24 protein-coding genes and 1 tRNA gene are annotated in these 19,305 nt (G+C 65.2%); 18 read left to right on the plus strand and 7 right to left on the minus strand.

The window, feature by feature from the left end; translation table 11 throughout:
* Positions 1-63: 63 nt before the first annotated feature.
* The 5 genes from CHB90_RS05415 to CHB90_RS05435 all read right to left on the minus strand — a co-directional run bounded on the left by CHB90_RS05415 (position 64) and on the right by CHB90_RS05435 (position 4,705).
* Positions 64-1,302, minus strand: coding sequence for an aspartate kinase (locus CHB90_RS05415; protein WP_089276843.1), 1,239 nt, complete (start codon positions 1,300-1,302; stop codon positions 64-66).
* Between the two features lie 150 nt (positions 1,303-1,452).
* Positions 1,453-2,097 carry an SDR family oxidoreductase gene (locus CHB90_RS05420; protein ID WP_089276844.1) on the minus strand — a complete coding sequence of 215 codons (645 nt, stop codon included), beginning with the start codon at positions 2,095-2,097 and terminating at the stop codon, positions 1,453-1,455.
* A gap of 48 nt (positions 2,098-2,145) precedes the next feature.
* On the minus strand, positions 2,146-2,568 hold the full coding sequence (locus tag CHB90_RS05425; protein WP_089276845.1) for a DUF1178 family protein: 423 nt from the start codon (positions 2,566-2,568) through the stop codon (positions 2,146-2,148).
* Between the two features lie 62 nt (positions 2,569-2,630).
* Positions 2,631-3,857: a 3-deoxy-D-manno-octulosonic acid transferase gene (locus CHB90_RS05430; RefSeq protein WP_245823172.1), complete on the minus strand. Its 1,227-nt coding sequence runs from the start codon at positions 3,855-3,857 to the stop codon at positions 2,631-2,633.
* Positions 3,858-4,630: 773 nt separating this feature from the next.
* Positions 4,631-4,705: transfer RNA gene (locus tag CHB90_RS05435), tRNA-Thr, on the minus strand.
* Positions 4,706-4,979: 274 nt separating this feature from the next.
* On the opposite strand from CHB90_RS05435, the gene CHB90_RS26480 reads away from it, so the two are divergent.
* From CHB90_RS26480 to arsC, 5 genes are all read left to right on the plus strand, one after another.
* A complete protein-coding gene (locus CHB90_RS26480; protein WP_170940988.1) occupies positions 4,980-5,150 on the plus strand; it encodes a hypothetical protein in 171 nt (56 codons plus the stop codon).
* A 7-nt stretch (positions 5,151-5,157) separates the two neighbouring features.
* The gene (gene murA, locus CHB90_RS05440; RefSeq protein ID WP_089276846.1) at positions 5,158-6,429 is read left to right on the plus strand and encodes a UDP-N-acetylglucosamine 1-carboxyvinyltransferase; all 1,272 of its coding nucleotides are present in this window, start codon (positions 5,158-5,160) and stop codon (positions 6,427-6,429) included.
* Positions 6,426-6,905, plus strand: a complete 480-nt coding sequence (locus CHB90_RS05445; protein ID WP_089276847.1) for a DUF2948 family protein — start codon at positions 6,426-6,428, stop codon at positions 6,903-6,905. The genes murA and CHB90_RS05445 overlap by 4 nt, the downstream gene beginning before the upstream one ends.
* A 138-nt stretch (positions 6,906-7,043) precedes the next feature.
* The gene (gene hisD / locus CHB90_RS05450; protein ID WP_089276848.1) at positions 7,044-8,345 is read left to right on the plus strand and encodes a histidinol dehydrogenase; all 1,302 of its coding nucleotides are present in this window, start codon (positions 7,044-7,046) and stop codon (positions 8,343-8,345) included.
* A 9-nt stretch (positions 8,346-8,354) separates the two neighbouring features.
* Complete coding sequence (gene arsC / locus CHB90_RS05455; protein WP_089276849.1) at positions 8,355-8,702, plus strand: arsenate reductase (glutaredoxin); 348 nt, start codon at positions 8,355-8,357, stop codon at positions 8,700-8,702.
* 40 nt (positions 8,703-8,742) lie between these two features.
* On the opposite strand, the gene CHB90_RS05460 is transcribed toward arsC, so the two are convergent.
* Positions 8,743-9,126: a hypothetical protein gene (locus CHB90_RS05460; RefSeq protein WP_089276850.1), complete on the minus strand. Its 384-nt coding sequence runs from the start codon at positions 9,124-9,126 to the stop codon at positions 8,743-8,745.
* Positions 9,127-9,319: 193 nt separating this feature from the next.
* On the opposite strand from CHB90_RS05460, the gene CHB90_RS05465 reads away from it, so the two are divergent.
* From CHB90_RS05465 to CHB90_RS05525, 13 genes are all read left to right on the plus strand, one after another.
* Positions 9,320-9,799, plus strand: a complete 480-nt coding sequence (locus CHB90_RS05465; RefSeq protein ID WP_089276851.1) for a UPF0262 family protein — start codon at positions 9,320-9,322, stop codon at positions 9,797-9,799.
* Position 9,800: 1 nt separating this feature from the next.
* Positions 9,801-10,247, plus strand: a complete 447-nt coding sequence (locus CHB90_RS05470) for an arsenate-mycothiol transferase ArsC (RefSeq protein ID WP_089276852.1) — start codon at positions 9,801-9,803, stop codon at positions 10,245-10,247.
* 53 nt (positions 10,248-10,300) lie between these two features.
* Entirely contained in the window at positions 10,301-10,702 is a 402-nt protein-coding gene (locus CHB90_RS05475) for a ketosteroid isomerase-related protein (RefSeq protein WP_089276853.1), read from the plus strand.
* On the plus strand, positions 10,702-11,283 hold the full coding sequence (locus tag CHB90_RS05480; RefSeq protein WP_089276854.1) for a GNAT family N-acetyltransferase: 582 nt from the start codon (positions 10,702-10,704) through the stop codon (positions 11,281-11,283). Before CHB90_RS05475 ends, CHB90_RS05480 begins: the two co-directional genes overlap by 1 nt.
* Positions 11,284-11,292: 9 nt before the next feature.
* Positions 11,293-12,189 carry a carbon-nitrogen hydrolase family protein gene (locus CHB90_RS05485; RefSeq protein ID WP_089276855.1) on the plus strand — a complete coding sequence of 299 codons (897 nt, stop codon included), beginning with the start codon at positions 11,293-11,295 and terminating at the stop codon, positions 12,187-12,189.
* A 69-nt stretch (positions 12,190-12,258) separates the two neighbouring features.
* Positions 12,259-12,477 carry a translation initiation factor IF-1 gene (infA, locus tag CHB90_RS05490; protein WP_005978431.1) on the plus strand — a complete coding sequence of 73 codons (219 nt, stop codon included), beginning with the start codon at positions 12,259-12,261 and terminating at the stop codon, positions 12,475-12,477.
* A gap of 137 nt (positions 12,478-12,614) precedes the next feature.
* Entirely contained in the window at positions 12,615-13,205 is a 591-nt protein-coding gene (locus CHB90_RS05495; protein WP_089276856.1) for a Maf family protein, read from the plus strand.
* The gene (locus CHB90_RS05500; RefSeq protein ID WP_089276857.1) at positions 13,202-14,233 is read left to right on the plus strand and encodes a ribonuclease E/G; all 1,032 of its coding nucleotides are present in this window, start codon (positions 13,202-13,204) and stop codon (positions 14,231-14,233) included. The genes CHB90_RS05495 and CHB90_RS05500 overlap by 4 nt, the downstream gene beginning before the upstream one ends.
* Positions 14,230-14,412, plus strand: coding sequence for a DNA gyrase inhibitor YacG (locus tag CHB90_RS05505; protein WP_089276858.1), 183 nt, complete (start codon positions 14,230-14,232; stop codon positions 14,410-14,412). Before CHB90_RS05500 ends, CHB90_RS05505 begins: the two co-directional genes overlap by 4 nt.
* Entirely contained in the window at positions 14,412-15,656 is a 1,245-nt protein-coding gene (locus CHB90_RS05510; protein WP_089276859.1) for an aminotransferase class V-fold PLP-dependent enzyme, read from the plus strand. Before CHB90_RS05505 ends, CHB90_RS05510 begins: the two co-directional genes overlap by 1 nt.
* Before the next feature lie 62 nt (positions 15,657-15,718).
* Positions 15,719-16,462 (plus strand): 5-oxoprolinase subunit B family protein, encoded by a 744-nt coding sequence (locus tag CHB90_RS05515; RefSeq protein ID WP_089276860.1) that lies wholly within the window; start codon positions 15,719-15,721, stop codon positions 16,460-16,462.
* Positions 16,459-17,466 (plus strand): 5-oxoprolinase subunit C family protein, encoded by a 1,008-nt coding sequence (locus tag CHB90_RS05520; protein WP_089276861.1) that lies wholly within the window; start codon positions 16,459-16,461, stop codon positions 17,464-17,466. The genes CHB90_RS05515 and CHB90_RS05520 overlap by 4 nt, the downstream gene beginning before the upstream one ends.
* Entirely contained in the window at positions 17,463-18,239 is a 777-nt protein-coding gene (locus CHB90_RS05525) for a LamB/YcsF family protein (RefSeq protein WP_089276862.1), read from the plus strand. The genes CHB90_RS05520 and CHB90_RS05525 overlap by 4 nt, the downstream gene beginning before the upstream one ends.
* 17 nt (positions 18,240-18,256) lie before the next feature.
* On the opposite strand, the gene CHB90_RS05530 is transcribed toward CHB90_RS05525, so the two are convergent.
* The gene (locus CHB90_RS05530) at positions 18,257-19,225 is read right to left on the minus strand and encodes a zinc ABC transporter substrate-binding protein (protein WP_089276863.1); all 969 of its coding nucleotides are present in this window, start codon (positions 19,223-19,225) and stop codon (positions 18,257-18,259) included.
* Positions 19,226-19,305: the final 80 nt, after the last annotated feature.

Consider the following 19,305-nt stretch of genomic DNA (forward strand, 5'->3'; position numbering starts at 1 on the left):
GCGCCGATTGGCAGAACGGTTTTCGGGTCAGGCGACGCGACCAACCACGTCAGGGATCAGTTGTCAGGCGCTTTTGTCCAGTTCAAACGCATCGTGCAGCGCCTGAACGGCCAGCTCCATGTATTTCCGCTCGATCAGCACCGAGATCTTGATCTCGGAGGTGGTGATCACCTTGATGTTGATGCCGTCGTTGGACAGCACCTTGAACATCTTGGCCGCCACGCCGGTGTGGCTGCGCATGCCGATCCCGACAACGGAAACCTTGGCCACATTGGTGTCGGCAACGATGCCGTGAAAGTTGATCTCGCCCTTGGCCTTGGCCTCTTCCATCGCCTTTTCGGCGCGCGCCACCTGATTGGTGGGGCAGGAAAAGGTCATGTCGGTGCGCCCTTCCTCGGAAATGTTCTGCACGATCATGTCGACGTTTACCCCGGCCTCTGCCAGCGGCGTAAAGATCGCGGCGGCGATGCCCGGCCGGTCAGCGACCGAGACCAGCGTCATCTTGGCTTCGTCGCGGGAATGGGCCACACCGGCCACAACATTGCTTTCCATGATCTCATCCTCGTCGCAGACCAGCGTTCCCGCCGTGTCATCCATTTCCTCGAAGCTCGACAGCACCCGCAGCGGCACCTTGAACCGCATTGCCAGCTCGACAGAGCGGGTTTGCAGCACCTTGGCACCCAGGCTGGCCATTTCCAGCATCTCTTCAAAGGCGATCTTGTCCAGCTTGCGCGCCTTTTCACAGATGCGCGGGTCGGTGGTATAGACGCCGTCGACGTCCGTATAGATGTCACAGCGCACAGCGCCAAAGGCGGCGGCAAAGGCCACGGCGGTCGTGTCCGACCCCCCTCGACCCAGCGTTGTGATACGGCCCTCGGGCGAGATGCCCTGGAACCCCGCGACCACTGCCACCTTCATGCCTTGGCCGAACTTGGCCGAGATGTTGTCGGTCGGGATATCCTCGATCCGGGCGTTGGCGTGCGCGCCGGTGGTCATGACCGGCACCTGCCAGCCTTGCCAGCTGCGCGCGGGCACGTCCATTTCCTGCAAGGTCAGAGCCATCAGGCCGGCGGTGACGTTCTCGCCGGACGACACGACAGCATCGTATTCACGCGCGTCGAACAGAGGCGAGGTTTCCTCGACAAAGCCGACCAGTTTGTTGGTCTCACCCGACATGGCAGAGACGATGACGATGACGTCATAGCCCTTGGCCACCTCGACGCCCACGCGCTTGGCGGCGCGGCGGATACGGTCCAGCGTGGCGACAGAGGTGCCGCCGAATTTCATCACGAGCACGGGCATCGAACGGTCCCCTTTTGATCGGAGGGCGTTTACGCTGCGTTTCTGCTCTGCGCAAGGGCGCTTTGGCCGCAGGTGAGCGGACAAGGGATCAGGCAGGGGACTGGGCCGGCAGGGCGTGGTTTTCGCCCTGATGACAGGCGCGCGAGGCGGTCAATAGGGATGGGCGCGGCCATCCCACGTCTCAAAGCATCCTGTGGTCCCAATCGACAGCGCGTCGATGCGCTCGACAAGACCCTGTGCCGCCTCGTCGACGGTGATGTCGGCAGTGCTGCCGCCCATATCGGTGCGCACCCAGCCGGGGTGATAGATGCCAACCGCTACGCCGCGCGGTTTCAGGTCGGCCGCCAGATTGCGGCCCAGGTTCAGCGCCGCCGCCTTGGACGCGCGGTAGATGTAGCTGCCACCCGGCGCGCGGGTCTGGGACGCCATCTGCGAAGAGATGATGGCGATGCGCGGTTTGTCGGACAGGAGCAGGTTGGGCAACAACGCCTGCACCGTCAGGAAAACCCCGGTGCCATTCACCGCAAAGGTCTGCGCCCACATGTCGGCAGGATAGCCGTCATCCAGAGTCTGCCCCTTGTCGGGATAGATCCCGGCGTTGCAAACCAGCGCGTCGATGGCCTGTCCCTTCAGGCGTTCCGCAAGGGCACTGTGCGACGCAGGGTCAGTGACCTCCAGCGGCAAGTAGTTCCGGTGATCGCGGGCTGTGCCCAGAACGGATACTCCGCGCGCGGCAAAGGCGTTGTCGAGGGCGGCACCGATGCCCCGGTTGGCCCCCGTGATCAGGACTTGCATGGTGGGCCTTTCGAATGCGTTTGATGTGTCACCCCGACAGACGCGATGTCAGTTGCTCTTGCGGGTTGGCATGAATGGCAAGGGGGCGACCGAAATGCCATCGTCGATCAGGGCCTTGGCCTCATCCTGCTTTGCCTCTCCCCAGATCGGGCGTTCCGGCGCGTCGCCTGCGTGCATCGCCCGCGCCTCTTGCGCAAAGCGGCCTCCGACATAGTCGGAATTCGCCTCGACATGGGCCTTGAAGGCCGCCAACGCCTGTTCGGCGGGTGATTTGGGGGCGGTGAGGGTCTTGGCCTTTGGCTGTTCTCCATGCGCGACCCGCGGGGCCATCAGCGACTTTTCCACCTTGGCGGACCCGCAGACGGCACAGGCGACATGGCCGGTGGCCCGCAACTTGTCGTAAGCGGACGCTGACTGGAACCAGCTGTCAAACTGGTGGCCGTCGGCGCATTTGAGGCTGTACTGGATCAATTCCCGGCTCCGGTTGTCAGTTGATGGAAAGATAAGGGAAACTGCCAGCGGTTCAAGCGTGGTCAGGGACGGGGTAGATGGTTGAGCAGAGCTGTGGCAAGGCTGTCGAGGCTTGTATCCTGTCGCAGCGCGGCTGTTGCCTTGTCGCCCGCGGCCTGTTGCGCGTCGGGCGTGTCGAGTGACAATAGAGCCTGAGCCAGCCCCTCGGCATCGTGGATTTCGAGGCTTGCCCCGGCGGTCGCCAGGCGCGTGTAGGCGGCGGCAAAGTTGCGGGTGTCGGGCCCGTGCAAGAGGGCAGCACCATAGGCGGCGGGTTCATAGGGCGTGTGCCCGCCCCGGTCGCTCAGCGTGCCGCCGATGAACACCCGGCCCGCGCGGGCGTACCAAAGCGGCATCTCTCCCATGGTGTCGGCGATATAGACCTGTGCGGTGCCCGGCGCCTCGCCCAGGCTGCGCCGGGCGGTAGTCAGACCCATCTGAGCGGCCTCGGCGGCAATTGACTCGGCCCGGCGTGCGTGGCGCGGGGCAAGGATCAGGCGCAGATCCGGGATCTGTTTCAGGCAAAGCGCGTGGGCTGACAGCACGATAGTGTCGTCGCCATCATGGGTGGAGGCGGCCAGCCATGTCCGCGCAACAGGAAAGGCGGCGTCAAGCGCGGAGTCGTCCGGCGGCAGGGGGGCAGTGAAAAACGCCTTGAGATCGGTGACCGGTCCACCCGCCGAGGGCGGCAGACCTAGCGCGATCAACCGTTCAGCAGACCCGCTGTCCTGTGCGGCGGCAAGTGTGACATGGGATAGCACTGTGCGCGCCAGTCGCGGGAATCGACCCCAGGTGCGCGCCGTGCCCTCTGTCATGCGCGCGCCCAACAAAAGGACCGGGCCTGGGCAGGTGACAAACCGGTTTGGCCAAAGTTCGGATTCCAGCGTGATGTGGGCGCATACCTGCCAATCGCGCATCAGGCGCGCGGTGGGGCGTCGCAAATCCAGCGGGGCAAGGCGCGCCTCGACACCGGGCAACCCCCAGCTGTCGGCCAGAGTGACTCCAGTTTCGGTGTTGGAGGTCACCAGCCAGCGAAGATCGGGGCGCGCCGCGACAAGCCGTTCCAGAAGGGGCTGGACAGAGGCAAGCTCACCATTTGATGCGCCGTGCAGCCAGACAAAACGACCCTCGGGCGCAGGTCCGGGCGACAGCCGTTTCCGCGCAGCACCTGCCCCGTCCCGCGCCAGGGTGCGGGCCAGCGCAAAGGCGGCAAAAAAGCTGAGGAGCAGGCGATAGAGGAGCACGGTCATCCGTTCCGAAAGGCGCGGGCTGATGGCCCGAAACAGACGGATAGGCCCTTGGATAGGGCGTTGGCAAGCCCTTGGCGCGGGGCGGCGATGGCTGTAGCGGCAGGGCGATTATGTGCCAGTCTGGCAGCGCTGATCCCCGTTTGACGCGTTTTTCAGGCGAAACAGGAATTACACCTGATTTACAAGCTCTTGCCTGAGGTGACCGAGCAGCATTCCGTGCTGGAAACGAGGTTCATGAAGTTTCACATATTGCACTGAATTCCCCCAAGCCCGCCTCATTGATCGACCATAATTTCACTGAAGCGATAAGTTCACAGGTATTCGAGGACTTGTGCCATTTGTTTTGGTCCGTGTACGGATCACCGTCGTCACAAGGAGACCTTTGGGGGTGATGCTGATCGGGGGATTGTTTCATTTTAGTGTTTGTGAGCAGATCTTTGGCGCATGACTTGTCTGTGGATTAGTTCACACCCGCTGGCTTTTTTCCAAAGCGGGACTTTTGGCGCAAACCCCTTACAATCGGGCATCTTTTGATTTCGAGAAAAAATATTGATTTGTCAGTCGGTTGGGCGGCGATCTTGTCGCAATGCTTGTTTGCGCACTCCGTTCGCTGTCGAAATGATCCCAACCATATGTCCGTAGATAACAATAGAGGCGACAGCGCGACAGACGCCGAGTCCTGATCGCGCCAAAACGTGCCTTCGGCTCGGGCAACAGGGACGTGGCAACTGAACCAATCGAGGCATGATTGCAAGTGGACGAAACGGGGAAAATGGTGCTGTGAGAGAGGATTGAACTCTCGACCTCACCCTTACCAAGGGTGTGCTCTACCACTGAGCTACCACAGCATCTTGTCTTCCAGACGGCCAGCGCAAGTGTTCTTCCCTACGCAAGCGGGCTCTGGAACAGCCCTTATGCCACATCTGCCTTTGCCCGTCGTCCGTCCGGTGTAAAAGCATCACCGTACCACTGGGCGTCAGCAGCGTGTGGCGGGCCTCTTAGACCCAATTTTCGGACCGCGCAAGAGGTCGATTGGAAAAATCCGCCGTTGTCGGGCCGGTTCCTTAGCGCGCGCCGTGTCCCGGGCTGGACCCGGTTTCCCGGCTGCGATACACCCGCGCCATGAAGCGGCAAGGCACACAACGCGGGCAGGGCGGGACCGACGACAAGGAAGCGCGGCTGAAAGCGGCGCTGAAGTCCAATCTCGCGCGCCGCAAGGCTCAGGCCCGCGCCCGGAAGACACCGGCGGACGACACGTCTCAGGACAAGAGCACGCCGCCGAACGAGGACTAGGACAGGTATGGATTCGATTGTTGTGACCGGGAATGGCCCGCTGAACGGGGATATTCCCATCGCTGGGGCCAAGAATGCCTGCCTGACGCTGATGCCGGCGACCTTGCTCAGCGAAGAGCCTTTGACGCTGACCAATGCGCCGCGCCTGTCGGACATTCGCACCATGACGTTGCTGTTGCAGTCGCTGGGGGCCGAGGTCTCGACATTGGCGGATGGCAAGGTGCTGGCCATGTCGTCACACGGACTGACCACGCAGCGGGCCGACTATGACATCGTGCGCAAGATGCGCGCCTCGATCCTGGTGCTGGGGCCGCTGCTGGCGCGGTTTGGCTATGCCGAAGTGTCGCTGCCCGGCGGCTGCGCGATTGGTGCGCGTCCCGTGGATCTGCACCTCAAGGCGTTCGAGGCGATGGGCGCGGAACTGGACCTGCGCGATGGCTATGTGCATGCCAAGGCACCGGCGGGCGGGCTGCGCGGCGGTGTGGTCGACTTTCCCTTTGTGTCTGTAGGCGCGACCGAAAACGCGTTGATGGCCGCGACGCTGGCCAAGGGCACCACGGTGCTGAAAAACGCGGCGCGCGAGCCGGAGATCGTCGATCTGGCACAGTGTCTGCGCCAGATGGGCGCGCAGATCGACGGTGAGGGCACCTCGACCATCACGATCCAGGGCGTTGACCGGCTGGGGGGCGCGACCCACGCGGTTGTCACTGACCGGATCGAGCTGGGGACCTACATGCTGGTCCCGGCGATTTGCGGCGGAGAGGTGACTTGCCTTGGCGGGCGGATCGATCTGGTGTCGGCCTTTTGTGAAAAACTGGATGCGGCGGGCATCGACGTCGAAGAAACGCCTGCCGGGCTGACCGTGCGGCGCAGGACTGGCCGGGTGCGGGGCGTGGATGTGACGACAGAGCCGTTCCCCGGATTTCCGACGGATTTGCAGGCGCAGATGATGGCGCTGCTGTGCACCGCTGAGGGCGACTCTCTGCTGGAGGAAAAGATCTTTGAGAACCGATTCATGCACGCCCCCGAACTGATCCGGATGGGCGCGCGGATCGATGTGCATGGCGGCACCGCCAAGGTGTCCGGGGTGGAACGGCTGAGAGGTGCGCCCGTCATGGCCACGGACCTGCGGGCCAGCGTGTCGCTGATCCTTGCCGGTTTGGCGGCCGAGGGCGAGACGGTTGTGAACCGGGTCTATCATCTGGATCGGGGCTATGAGAACGTCGAGGACAAGCTGTCGGCGCTGGGCGCCAAGATCGAACGGATCAAGGGCATATGACCGAGGACGCACGTTTCGAGGATGGTGGTGAGCGGCCATTGAATCTGGGCGCTTTGGACGCCGAGGATTTGCAGGTGATTTCCTCGCTGGCACAGGACGCGGTCCTGCCGGTGACGGAAATTCGCTGGCAGGCGGGGCGGCGGCGGCTGGGTCTGCTGCTGAACCGCATCCGCTGGGAGGATGTGGAGGCCGCGCAGAAACGCGGCCGTCCGGTGGAGCGGGTGCAATCGCTGCTGGTGATCGACAACGTCTTGGGCGTGGCGAGCCAGGGGGTCGACAGGGCGGACAAGGACATGATCCTTCAGGTGCTGGCGATCAGTTTTGAACCGGGCGAGGATGCGGACGGGGCGGTGGTTCTGACGCTGGCCGGCGACGGGGCCTTGCAGGCGCGGGTCGAGGCGCTGGAGGTGTCGCTGCGGGACGTGACGCGGCCCTATCTGGCCCCCTCGCGCAAGCTGCCGGATCATGGGGCCTGAGCGGCAGGTCGCTAAGGGGTGTCCACGCGTGGACAGGCCCTCGGTCACCTGAAATCAATGGGTTACAGAGACGAATTTATCTTCTGGTAAGGTTTGCGCAGGCGCAGTCTTTGTGACCGGGAACGTTTGGAGGGGCCGATGCCCGTATTTCTCGACAGCCGTCAGGACGATTTTGAGGCCGCCTTTCAGGCGCTGCTGGGCGCCAAGCGGGAGGACAGCCCGGACGTGGATTCGGTGGTGGCCGGGATCATCGCGGACGTGCGCGCGCGCGGCGATGCAGCGGTGCTGGAGTTGACGGCGAAATTCGACCGGCTGGAACTGGACGCGGCGGAGCTGCGGTTCTCCGAGGCGGAGATCGAGCAGTATTGCGCGCAGGTCGCGGACCCGGAGCGGCAGGCGCTGGAAACAGCCGCCGAACGCATCCGCGCCTATCACGTCCGCCAGATGCCGCAGGACCAGAGCTGGACCGACCCGGAGGGCGCGACGCTGGGCTGGCGCTGGTCGGCGGTTTCGGCGGCGGGCCTGTATGTGCCGGGCGGTCTGGCGTCCTATCCGTCATCGGTGCTGATGAACGCGATTCCCGCCAAGGTGGCCGGGGTAGAGCGGTTGGCCATCTGTGTGCCGACCCCGGACGGAGTGGTGAACCCGGCGGTGCTGCTGGCGGCGCGGATTGCCGGGGTCGATGAGATCTACCGCATCGGCGGCGCGCAGGCGATTGCGGCGCTGGCCTATGGCACCGACAGCATTCCGCCGGTGGACAAGATCACCGGACCTGGCAACGCCTTTGTCGCCGCTGCGAAACGGCGGGTGTTTGGCAAGGTCGGCATCGACATGATCGCCGGTCCCTCTGAGATTCTGGTGATTGCGGACGGCGAAAATGACCCGGACTGGATCGCGCTGGACCTGATGAGCCAAGCGGAACATGATGAGAGCGCACAATCGCTGTTGATCACCACCGACGCCGAATTTGGCCGCGCCGTGGCAGAGGCGGTGGACAAACGCCTGCAAACGCTGGAACGGCGGACCATCGCGGGCGCGTCATGGCGTGACTATGGCGCGGTGATCACGGTGGCCGATCTGGACGAGGCGGCGGCGCTGTCAAACCGGATTGCCCCCGAACATCTGGAGCTTTGCGTCGCTGACCCGGAGGCGTTGGCGGACAAATGCGTTCATGCAGGCGCAATCTTTCTGGGTCAGTGGACGCCCGAGGCCATTGGCGATTACGTCGGCGGGCCGAACCACGTCTTGCCCACCGCACGCTCTGCCCGGTTTTCGTCCGGCCTGAGCGTGATGGATTTCGTCAAGCGCACCACATTGGCGCGGATGACGCCAGAGGCGTTGCGCGCCATTGGCCCGGCGGCAGAGGTGCTGGCGCGGTCAGAGAGCCTTGAGGCGCATGGGCTGAGCGTGACCGCGCGGCTGGACAAGCTCAACCGATAGGAGGGGGCCATGGCCGTCGTCATCTTTCACAATCCCAAATGTTCGAAATCGCGTGAGACGCTGGACCTGATCCGCGCGGCGGGCATTGATCCGGTTGTGGTGCCTTATCTCAGCACCGGCTGGACCAAGCCGCAGTTGCAGGCGCTGTTCGCGGTTGCGGGGCTGGAACCGTCCGAGGCGCTGCGCACCGCGCGCGGGGCAGCCAAGGAATTGGGGCTGACCGGTGAGGGCGTATCGCCGGACGCAATCCTTGACGCCATGGTGGCACATCCCGAATTGGTGGAACGGCCGCTGGTCTGTTCGGCCAAGGGGGTGCGCCTGTGCCGTCCGCCGGAACGGGTGCTGGACCTGCTGTAGGGACGGCGCGCCGTCGGGGCTGCGCGCCGCCCGCGCCGGATCACAGCCGGTTTGCCTGGGCCGCGACGTTCGCCTTGATCTGCGCCTCTGTCTGGTCCATCTTGAATTGCCGCAGGATCACCTTGTTCTTGAACAGTTTTTTGCAGTTCACAACTTTGCGGTACTTCTTGACGGTCACATGTTTGGGCGCATACTTGGCGCGCTTTTTCGAGATATAGGCGCATTGCGTGACGTAGGGTTTTTTGTCCTTGCGAGTCTCTGTCTGTTCGGAAATCCGTTCGCTCTGCGCGAGGCGCAGGCCGAATTCGCGCGATGATTTCGCGGCGGCGGCACCGGGCAGGATGGCGGTGGCGGCGGTGGCGGCGATGAGAAACGCGCCAAGGGTTGTGCGCAGGGTCTGGGCGAGGGGGCGGGGCTGGGTCATTGGGCTGTCTCCGTTTGTGTCATGTCGGCGCCGTTGTGGCCGCCGATGCCCCAAGACACGGCGCCATTCGCGGCGTGGTTTCAGGGGGTGAGGTATTCCCGACCGGCAATCCTGCGCGCTTTTGCGCCCTTGGTGGCATTGCCCCCGCGTGCAGGCCGCGCTAAGCCAAATTTGAGCTTTCAGGATGCCCCTCATGACCCGCATCGCGCATATCGAACTGGACGACGCCAATCTGCCGCCGCCAACGCCGGAGATTGAACAAGAGCGTCGCGTGGCGATGTTTGACCTGATGGAGGAAAACTCCTTTGTCCTGCCCGCGCGGGAGGACAGGCCGGTGCCGGACGGGCCGTATCATGTGGGGCTGTCGATCCGGGACAAGCGGCTGGTCTTTGACGTGACCGCCGAGGATCATGAAAAGGCGGCAGAATTCCACCTGTCGTTGTCCCCCTTTCGGCAGGTGGTGAAAGACTACTTTCAGATCTGCAAAAGCTATTTCGACGCGGTCAAGACGCTGCCGCCCAGCCAGATCGAGACGATCGACATGGCGCGGCGCGGCATCCACAATGAGGGCGCGCGCATCCTGCAAGAGCGGCTGGAGGGCAAGGTGGAGGTCGACGACGATACCGCGCGGCGGCTGTTCACCCTGATCTGCGTGCTGCATTTCGGAGGCTGAGGTGCCGGAGTTGCCGCAGTCGGTGCTGTTTGCCTGCGATCACAACGCGGTGCGGTCCCCGATGGCCGAAGGAATCATGAAAAAGCTGTACGGCACAGAGACGTATGTGCAGTCGGTCGGCGTGATGAACGATCTGGAAATCAACGGCTTTGCCATCGCCGCCTGCCGCGAGATCAACGTGGAACTGGAACGCCACCGCTCGCGCAGCTTTGAAGAGATGGAGCAGATGGGTGAGATGCTGTCCGGTTTTGACCTGATCGTCACGCTGTCGCCGGCCTCGCAGCGGCGGGCGTTGCAACTGACGCGCTATTATCATCTGACGGTGGAATACTGGCCGGTGATGGACCCGACGGGGATCGGCGAGACGCGGGAGCAGAAGCTGAACGCCTTTCGGCAGACGCGCGACCAGCTGGTGTCGCGGTTGAGCGGAACATGGGACGCGGCCTGACGCGGGGCGGGAAAATGGGTATTTTTCACAGAGAAGAAACGGGAGGCGTTCGGATGACAACGGCGAGCGACGTGGTGGCGGCGTATTTTGCGGCGTTCAATGCCGGGGACACGGCGGGAATGCTGGCGTGCCTGTCCGAGGACGTGGCGCATCATGTCAACGAGGGGCAGGTGCGGGTTGGCAAGGCGGCGTTTGGTGCGTTTTGCGATCACATGAGCCGGTGCTACCGCGAAGAGCTGAGCGATGTGGTGGTCTTTGAGGCCGAGGGCGGCGCGCGGGCGGCGGCGGAATACATCGTCAACGGCACCTATCTGAAGACCGATGCGGGGCTGCCGGAGGCGCGGGGGCAGACGTATCGCCTGCCGGCGGGGTCGTTTTTCTCGCTTGAGGGCGGCAAGATCACGCGCGTGGTGACCTATTACAACCTTGCGGACTGGATGACGCAGGTGTCGTGATGCGGGTCGAGGTACTGACGGGGCAGGCGCTGGAGGCGGCGCTGGACGACGTGGCGCGGCTGCGGATCGCGGTGTTTCGTGCCTTTCCCTATCTGTATGACGGGGATCTGGCGTATGAGCGCGGCTATTTGCAGACCTATCGGGACAGTCCGGGGGCGGTTCTGGTGGGGGCGTTTGACGGGGATCGGCTGGTCGGGGCGGCCACGGGTACGCCGATGGAGGATCACGCCGATGATTTTGCCGGGGCCTTTGCGGGCACGGGCTATGATCTGGGCGATGTGTTCTACTGTGCCGAATCGGTGTTGTTGCCGGAGTATCGGGCGCGCGGGATCGGGCATCGGTTTTTCGATCTGCGAGAGGCGCATGGCCGGGCATTGAACCGGCGCTACAGTGCGTTTTGCGGTGTGGTGCGGCCTGAGGATCATCCGTTGCGGCCCGAGGGCTACGCGCCGCTGGATCCGTTCTGGCGCAAGCGTGGCTATGTCCCTTTGGACGGCGCGGTGGCGCGGTTTCGGTGGAAGGATGTCGATCAGGACGTGGAGACGGTGAAGCCGTTGCAGGTCTGGCTTCGTGAGATGTGAGGAGAGGACATGAAGGTTGCAACAGCGTCATACCCGGCGGATTTCCTTGCGGATTGGGATGCTTATGTCGCCAAGCTGACGCAGTGGGTGAGCGAGGCCGCAGGATCTGGCGCGCAACTGTTGGTGTTCCCAGAGTATGGCGCGATGGAGCTGGCGACGCTGGACGGGCGTGCGGTGGCGCTGGATCTGGAGGCGTCCATTCATGCGGTGGCCGCGCGGATTCCGGCGGTGGATGCGCTGCATTCCGATCTGGCTGGGCGGTTCGGCGTGCATATCCTTGCCGCCTCTGCGCCGGTGGTGGACACAGCCGTGGCGGCGCGGCCTGTCAATCGCGCGCGGCTGTTCACGCCGACCGGCGGGATGGGGGTGCAGGACAAGCAGATCATGACCCGGTTTGAGCGCGAGGAGTGGCACATTGCCCCCGGCGGGCCGCTGCGGCTGTTCGAGACCGCGCTGGGCAAGATCGGCATCCTGATCTGCTACGACAGCGAATTTCCCTTGCTGGGACGGGCGCTGCAAGACGCGGACCTGTTGTTGGTGCCCTCTGTCACCGAGGCGCTGTCGGGGCATTCGCGGGTCCGGATCGGCGCGCAGGCCCGCGCGCTGGAGGCGCAATGCGTGGCCATCATGTCCTCTGTTGTGGGCACAGCGGACTGGAGCCAGTCAATCGACGAAAGCGTGGGGCGGGGGGCGGTGTTTGGCCCGCCAGACGTGGGCTTTCCGGCCACCGGCATTCTGGCCGAGGGGGCGTTGAACGTGCCGGGCTGGACCTATGCCGAGGTCGATCTTGACGCCATCGCGCACGTCCGTCAGGACGGTGTCACCCTGAACCGGACCCATTGGGACGACCAGTTGGGACGCGATGACGCGGTGCCTGTTACAGTCCCGCGCTCGTTTGTGACTTGAAAACCCGGCGCGACAGGCTCATATTGCGCCCGCCGCGCCGAGAGCGCGGTTTTCGATTCAGGAGAGACCATGGCCAAGGAAGATACGCTCGAATTTCCCGGTGTCGTGAAGGAACTCCTGCCGAACGCGACGTTCCGGGTCGAGCTAGAAAACGGCCATGAGATCATCGCGCATACGGCGGGAAAGATGCGCAAGAACCGCATCCGTGTCCTCGCGGGCGACAAGGTACAAGTTGAGATGACCCCTTACGATCTGACCAAGGGGCGCATCAACTACCGCTTCAAATAAGCCGTTTCAGCGGCGGACGCGATGGCGCGCCCGCTGCGGACCGGACCCGTGCGACACCGCGCGGCCAAGACAATTTGCGTCCGGACGCCGGGCGCGATAGGGCGCGTGCCAGAGTTCCGTTCAAAAGGCACGCCGCCATGACCGACCGTCCCCGCCTTATCCTAGGCTCTGGTAGCCCGCGCCGCCGCGAATTGCTGGCGCAACTGGGTGTGACCGCCGACGATATCCGCCCCCCCGACATCGACGAAGACCCCAAAAAGGGTGAGTTGCCGCGCCCCTATTGCGTGCGTTTGGCGCGCGAAAAGGCGCAGGCGATTCCCTCTGACGCCGATGAGATCGTGCTGTCGGCGGATACCACCGTGGCGCTGGGCCGCCGCATTCTGGGCAAGCCCGAGGATGAAAAAGAGGCGGCGCAGTTCCTGACGCAGCTGTCCGGTCGGCGGCACCGGGTGGTGACCGCCGTGGCGGTGCGGCGCGGCGACCGGATCTGGGAGCGGGACGTGGTCACGCAGGTCAAGATGAAGATGCTGTCAAACGAGGAACTGAACGCCTACCTGGCCAGCGGTGACTGGCGCGGCAAGGCCGGTGGCTATGCCATTCAGGGACCGGCGGGCGCGTTCATTCCGTGGATCAACGGGTCTTTTACCGCCGTTGTCGGCCTGCCGCTGACAGAGACGGCGAATCTGCTTCAAGCGGCGGGATATCCGCTCTACAAACCGGCGTCATGAAGGGCAGAACAATTGCATTGGACCAGTGGGGCCCCCGCGAGGCGGCGGCGCTGCTGGTCGACGGACGGCTGGAGGATCTGTTGATTGACAGTGACCTGCCGCGTCCGGGGTCGATTTATCGCGGCATCGTCGAGCGGCCCATGAAGGGGCAGGGCGGGTTGTTCCTGCGCACGCCGGACGGGCCTGCGTTCCTGCGGCAGGTCAAGGGGCATAGCCCCGGCGACCGGCTGCTGGTGCAGGTGACGGGCTATGCGGAGCCGGGCAAGGCGATCCCGGTGACGGCGCGCCTGCTGTTCAAGTCGCGCTATGCCATTGTCACGCCGGGCGCGCCGGGCATCAATGTCTCGCGCCAGATCCGGGACGACGATGTGCGCGATGCGCTGCTGGAAATCGCCCATGAGACGCTGGCAGAGGCGGGCCTGCCTGAGGGCGCGGGCCTGATCCTGCGGTCCTCGGCGCATCCCGATGAGGCGGACGCGGTGATGGACGACATCCTTGCCATGCTGGACCTGTCCAAGGCGGTGATGGCGGATGTCGAGGGCGAGGCCGAAATGCTGGTGGAGGGCGATGGCCCCCATGCGTTGGCGTGGCGGGAATGGACCGCCCCGGCAGAGGTGGACGACGCCGAGGGCAGCTTTGCCCGGCATGAGATCGGCGAGTTGGTCGAGGCGCTGCGCCTGCCGCGTGTTGCGCTGCCCACGGGCGGCAGCATGTTGATCGAGCCGACCTCGGCCCTTGTGGCGGTGGATGTGAACACCGGCGGCGATACCTCGCCTGCGGCGGGGTTGAAGGCGAACATTGCCGCGTTGCGCGATCTGCCCCGGCAGTTGCGGCTGCGGGGTCTTGGCGGTCAGATCGTGGTTGATCCCGCGCCGATGGTGAAAAAGGACCGCCGTCAGGTCGAGGCGGTCATCAAGGCGGCGATCAAGACTGAGACGATCGAGACGGTTGTGGCCGGGTGGACCACGCTGGGCCTGCTGGAATTGCAGCGCAAGCGGGACCGCGTGGCCCTGACGGAGGTGATATGAGCTGTCCGATTTGCGCCCGCGCCAGTGACGCGGAGTACCGGCCGTTCTGTTCCAAGCGCTGCGCCGATGTGGATCTGGCAAAGTGGCTGGGCGGTGGCTATGCCATCCCCTCGAACGATCCCGACGATATCGAAGAGGCCGCGCGCGCCGTGGTCGAAGAAGAGAGGAAACCGCACTGATGTTTGACGACGCATTGTTGAGCGAGATTCGCGGGCGCTTTGCCCATGTTGACGACTGCCCCTTTACCGGCAAGCGCATTTTCTTTGAAAATGCCGGTGGCGCGCTGACCTTGAACAAGGTGGTCGAGACCTCGGCGCGGTTTGCGGCGATCCCGGACAACCAGGGGCGGGACAACGTGGCGTCCAAGGCGTTGGTGGATGTGATAGCGCAGGCGCGGGACGATGCGCGGCTGTTCCTTGGTGCCAAGGGTGGTGCTGTGGTTGTGGGCGAAAGCGGCACGGAACTGCTGTTCCGGCTGATCCGGGACGCGTGTCTGGGCGCCGGACCGGGCACGGCGCTGGGCTCGACCGTCGAACACCCGGCGTCCCGCAGCGCCATGGCGCGCTGGGCGGCGCAGGCGGGCCGTGACCATGTGCTGATCCCGCATGACGACGCGCTGGGGCAAGTCACGCCAGAGGCCTATGCCGCGCATGTGACGCCGCAGACGGCGGTGGCGACGGTGCTGCACACCTCTCCGGTGACGGGGATAGGCATGGATCTGGCGGGCATCGCGGCGGCGATCCGCGCGGTTGCGCCCGAGTGTTTCATCATCGTGGACGGCATCCAGCACGCCTGTCACGGTCACATCGACGTGGCCGCGACCGGTGTCGATGGCTATGTCGTCTCGCCGTACAAGATGTTCTCGCGCCATGGATACGGCATCGCCTGGGCCTCGGACCGGCTGACGGCGTTGGCGCATGATTCGCTGGTTGGCGGGCCGGAGGGCAACTGGGAACTGGGCACGCGCGACACGGGCGCCTATGCGACGTTCTCGGATGTCGTGGCCTATTTCGACTGGCTGGGCGGGCAGGTGTCCGATGCCGGGGACGCCGCCGGACGGCTGACCGCCGCGCGCACGGCAATCCACGCGCATGAGGCGGCGCTGTGTGACGCGATGGTGCATGGCACCGGCAACCTGACCGGGCTGGCGGATCTGCCGGGGGTGACCATTGTCGGCGGCACCGACAACCCGGCGCGTGAGGGGCTGGTTGGCTTTTGGGCGGAGGGCCACGGCTCTGCCGATCTGGTGACGGCGCTGAACGACCGAGGCATCCGCACCCATATGCGCAAGGCGGATCACTATTCGGGCAACATCCTGACGCCACTGGGGCAGGCGGATTGTGTGCGGGTGTCGCTGGCGCATTACAACAGTCTGGACGAGGTGCGCGCCTTTCTGACGGCGATGCGCGAAATCCTGGGGTGAGGGTTTGGGGGGGGTTGGACATTGCCCCCCGACCGTGATGGGCTGGGGCGCAGGAGAGACCCATGCCCGATGAATTGACCCCCGATTGCCCGAGAATTGCGCCCATCGGTCTGGATGGGGTGATCGTCCGCTTTGGCGAGACGCTGTCGGAACCCGCCAACCGCGCGGCGCTGGCGTTTCGCGCGGCGGTAGAGCGGGACATGCCGGAGGGGGTCGAGGAATGCTCGACCTCGCTGGTGTCGACCTACCTGCGGTTCGATCCATTGCACCTGTCGCTGGAGGCGCTGACGACGGCGTTGGAACAGCGCCTGTCGGCCGAGGATTGGTACGCCGCGCCGCTGCCCGAAGGGCGGCGGCTGTTGCGTATTCCCACCGTCTACGGCGGAGATTTCGGCCCGCAGTTGGCAGAGGCGGCGCAGGCGGCGGGGATGCAGGCCGATGCGGCGGTCGAGGCGCTGTCGGGCGCGCGGGTGCGGGTCAGTGCCATCGGCTTTGCCCCCGGTCAGCCCTATCTGGGCACATTGCCAGAGGCCTGGGATATTCCGCGCCAGACCGGGCTGACGCCGCGCGTGCCTGCGGGCGCGCTGGTGGTGGCGATCCGGCAATTCGTGTTGTTTTCGGTCACGGCCCCGACGGGCTGGCGGCAGGTCGGACGGACCGCTGCGCCGCTGTTCCGGCCCGACAGCGATGCGCCGTTTCTGTTGCGCCCCGGCGATGAGGTGATCTTTGACGCGGTTGAGGCCGGGGCATGGGACAGGTTGGCGGCGGACCCCAAAGGCGGGATCGTGACGGAGCCGCTGACATGAGCGGGCTGGAGATCTTGCAGGCCGGACCGGGGGTCACGGTGCAGGACATGGGCCGCTCTGGCTACTTGGCGCTGGGCCTGTCGCGCGGCGGCGCGGCGGACCGGCTGGCGCTGGCAGAGGGGGCGGCGCTGTTGCGCCAGCCTGTGGGCACGGCGCTGGAACTGGCGGGGTTTGGCGGTCGGTTTCGGGCGGATGTGCCTTGCCGGATTGCCCTGAGCGGCGCGCCGATGCGCGCCACGCTGGACGGTGCCCCGCTGGTCTGGAACGCCAGCCACCGGATGCCTGCGGGCGCGGTGCTGGACATCGGCGGGGCGCAATCTGGCGTCTATGGCTACCTGACGGTTGGTGGTGGGTTTGACCTGCCAGAGGCGCTGGGCGCGCGGTCCGCCCACCTGAGCGCCGGGCTGGGCGCGGTGCTGGAGGCGGGGGATACCCTGCCGCTGGCACAGGACACCGGGCGCACGGTGGGGCAGGTGCTGGCCCCGCTGCCGCGGTTTGACGGCGGCGAATTATGCGTCCTGCCCAGTCTGCAAACCACGATGTTCCCCGACGACATGCGCGCCCGGTTCACGCAAGAGGCGTTTCGCCGCGACAGCCGGGGCAACCGGATGGGGATTCGCATCCTGCCGCCGGGTGAGGGCTATGGCCTGACCTCTGGCCAGACCATCGTGTCAGAGGTGATCACGCCGGGCGACATCCAGATCCCCGGCGACGGTGCGCCCTATATCCTGCTGTACGAATGCCAGACCACCGGCGGCTATCCCCGGATCGGCACGGTCATTCCCGCCGACCTGCCGCGCGTGGCGCAGGCCGCGCCGGGGGCGGAATTGCGGTTCCGATTCGTCACGCGGGAGGAGGCGCTGGAGGCCGAGGCCGCCCATCGCCGCATGATCGACGGGCTGCCCGGCACGACCCGCCCCCTGATCCGCGATCCGGCGCAGATGCCGGACCTGTTGTCCTATTCCCTGATCAGCGGCGTCACCGCCGGAGAGGAGCTGTCATGACATCTGTCGATCTGAATGCCGACATGGGCGAAAGCTTTGGCCCGTGGGTGATGGGGCAGGATGCCGATTTGCTGGAAGTTGTGACCTCGGCCAATGTGGCCTGCGGGTTCCATGGCGGCGATTGGGACGTGATGGCCGATACGATGGCCATGGCGCAGGCGCGGAGCGTGGGCATCGGCGCGCATCCCGGCTTCGCCGATTTGCAGGGATTTGGCCGCCGCAGGATGCATCTGCCGGAGAAAAGCCTGCGCCATATGGTGCAGTATCAAATGGGCGCGGCGTTGGGCATGGCGCGGGCCGGGGGTGCGCAGGTGCGGCATCTGAAGCTGCACGGCGCGCTGTCCAACATGGCGTCCGAGGATGAGGCGCTGGCAGAGGCCTGTTATGGGGCCGCGCTGGAAGTGGCACCGGAGATCATCGTCATGGTGCTGGCCGCCACCGCGCAGCAGCGGGTGGTTGAGAGGTTGGGGTGTCTCTGGGCCGGAGAGATCTTTGCCGATCGGGCCTATAATGGGGATGCGACGCTGGTGGCTCGGCGGCTGCCGGGGGCAGTGTTGCATGATCCGGCCACAGCCGCGCCGCGTATCGTCAAGATGGTGCAGGCGGGGGCGATCCTGCCCGAAGAGGGCGCGCCAATCCCGGTGGCCATCGACACGATCTGCCTGCACGGCGACGGGGCGACGGCCTTGCCCATGGCCCGCGCGGTGCGCGCGGCGCTGGAGGCGGCGGGGATCACGGTAAAGGCATTCGAGGGGCGGCGCGGGGCGGCCTGACGCCCCGCGCGGTGCGTTTAGTCGCCGACGCAGGTTGCGATCCGCTGGGCGAAGGTGCGGATGAGCGCCGGATACAGCGTCGCGCCCTGCGGCAGATCACTGCCCAGCGGGTCCAGCGTGGCGGTCGGGAGGCCGCTGCCCTCGATGGTTTGCAGCAGGCGCGGGTCGGTGCCCGGCTCGATCAGCAGGCAGGCGGGTTTGTCGGTGGCCAGACCGTCGCGCAGCGCCGCAAGGCGGGCGGGTCCGGGGGTGTTGGCCTCTGCGTCCGATATGGCGCCAAGCACGGTCAGGCCGAAATCATGTTCGAAATACTGATAGGCGTCATGGGCGACGGCCAGCGGGCGTCCGTTCAGGGGGGCCAGTGTTGTGTGCGCCTCGGCCTCTGCCGCGGCGATGGTTTCGGCCCCGGTGCGGGCGTTTGTGCGGTAGGTCTCGGCATTGTCCGGGTCTGTTTCGGCCAGCGCCTCGGCGATGTCAGCCAGCCAGTGGGTCGCGTTTTCGGGTGAGAGCCAGACATGCGGATCGTGCAGGCCGTGCCCATGGGCGTCTTCGTCATGATCTTCTGCATGGTCCTCATGGTCTTCGTCATGATCGTCGTGGTGGTCTTCCTCCTCCTCCTCATGGTCATGCGGAAAGAGGCCGGTGTCGCGCGCGGGCAGCAGGTGAGTCGTGGTCAGATCGGCAAGGGGCAGGGACAGGGCGGAGGTGGCCAACGTCTCGATCTGTCCGGCCAGTTGCGGGGTCAGATCCGGGCCGATCCAGATCACCAGATCGGCGTTGGACAGCGCGCGGGCCTGACTGGGGCGCAGCGCCATGTGGTGTGGTGAATCGCCCGGCTGCAACAGGCGGTCCGGCGCGCCCAGATCGCCCATGACCATGGCGGTCAGGCTTTCGACCGGGCCAATGTCGGTGATGACGCGCGGCACCTCTGCCGATACGAGGGTGGGAAGGGCAAGACCGGCGGTGAGCAGGAGAGGGCGGAACATGGGCAAACTTTCGGATGTTATATCATAACGCTTCGGACTTGTAGGACCGAATGTTATACCATATCAACCCTGAATCCGCA

Source organism: Antarctobacter heliothermus (assembly GCF_900188425.1).
GTDB lineage: Bacteria > Pseudomonadota > Alphaproteobacteria > Rhodobacterales > Rhodobacteraceae > Antarctobacter > Antarctobacter heliothermus.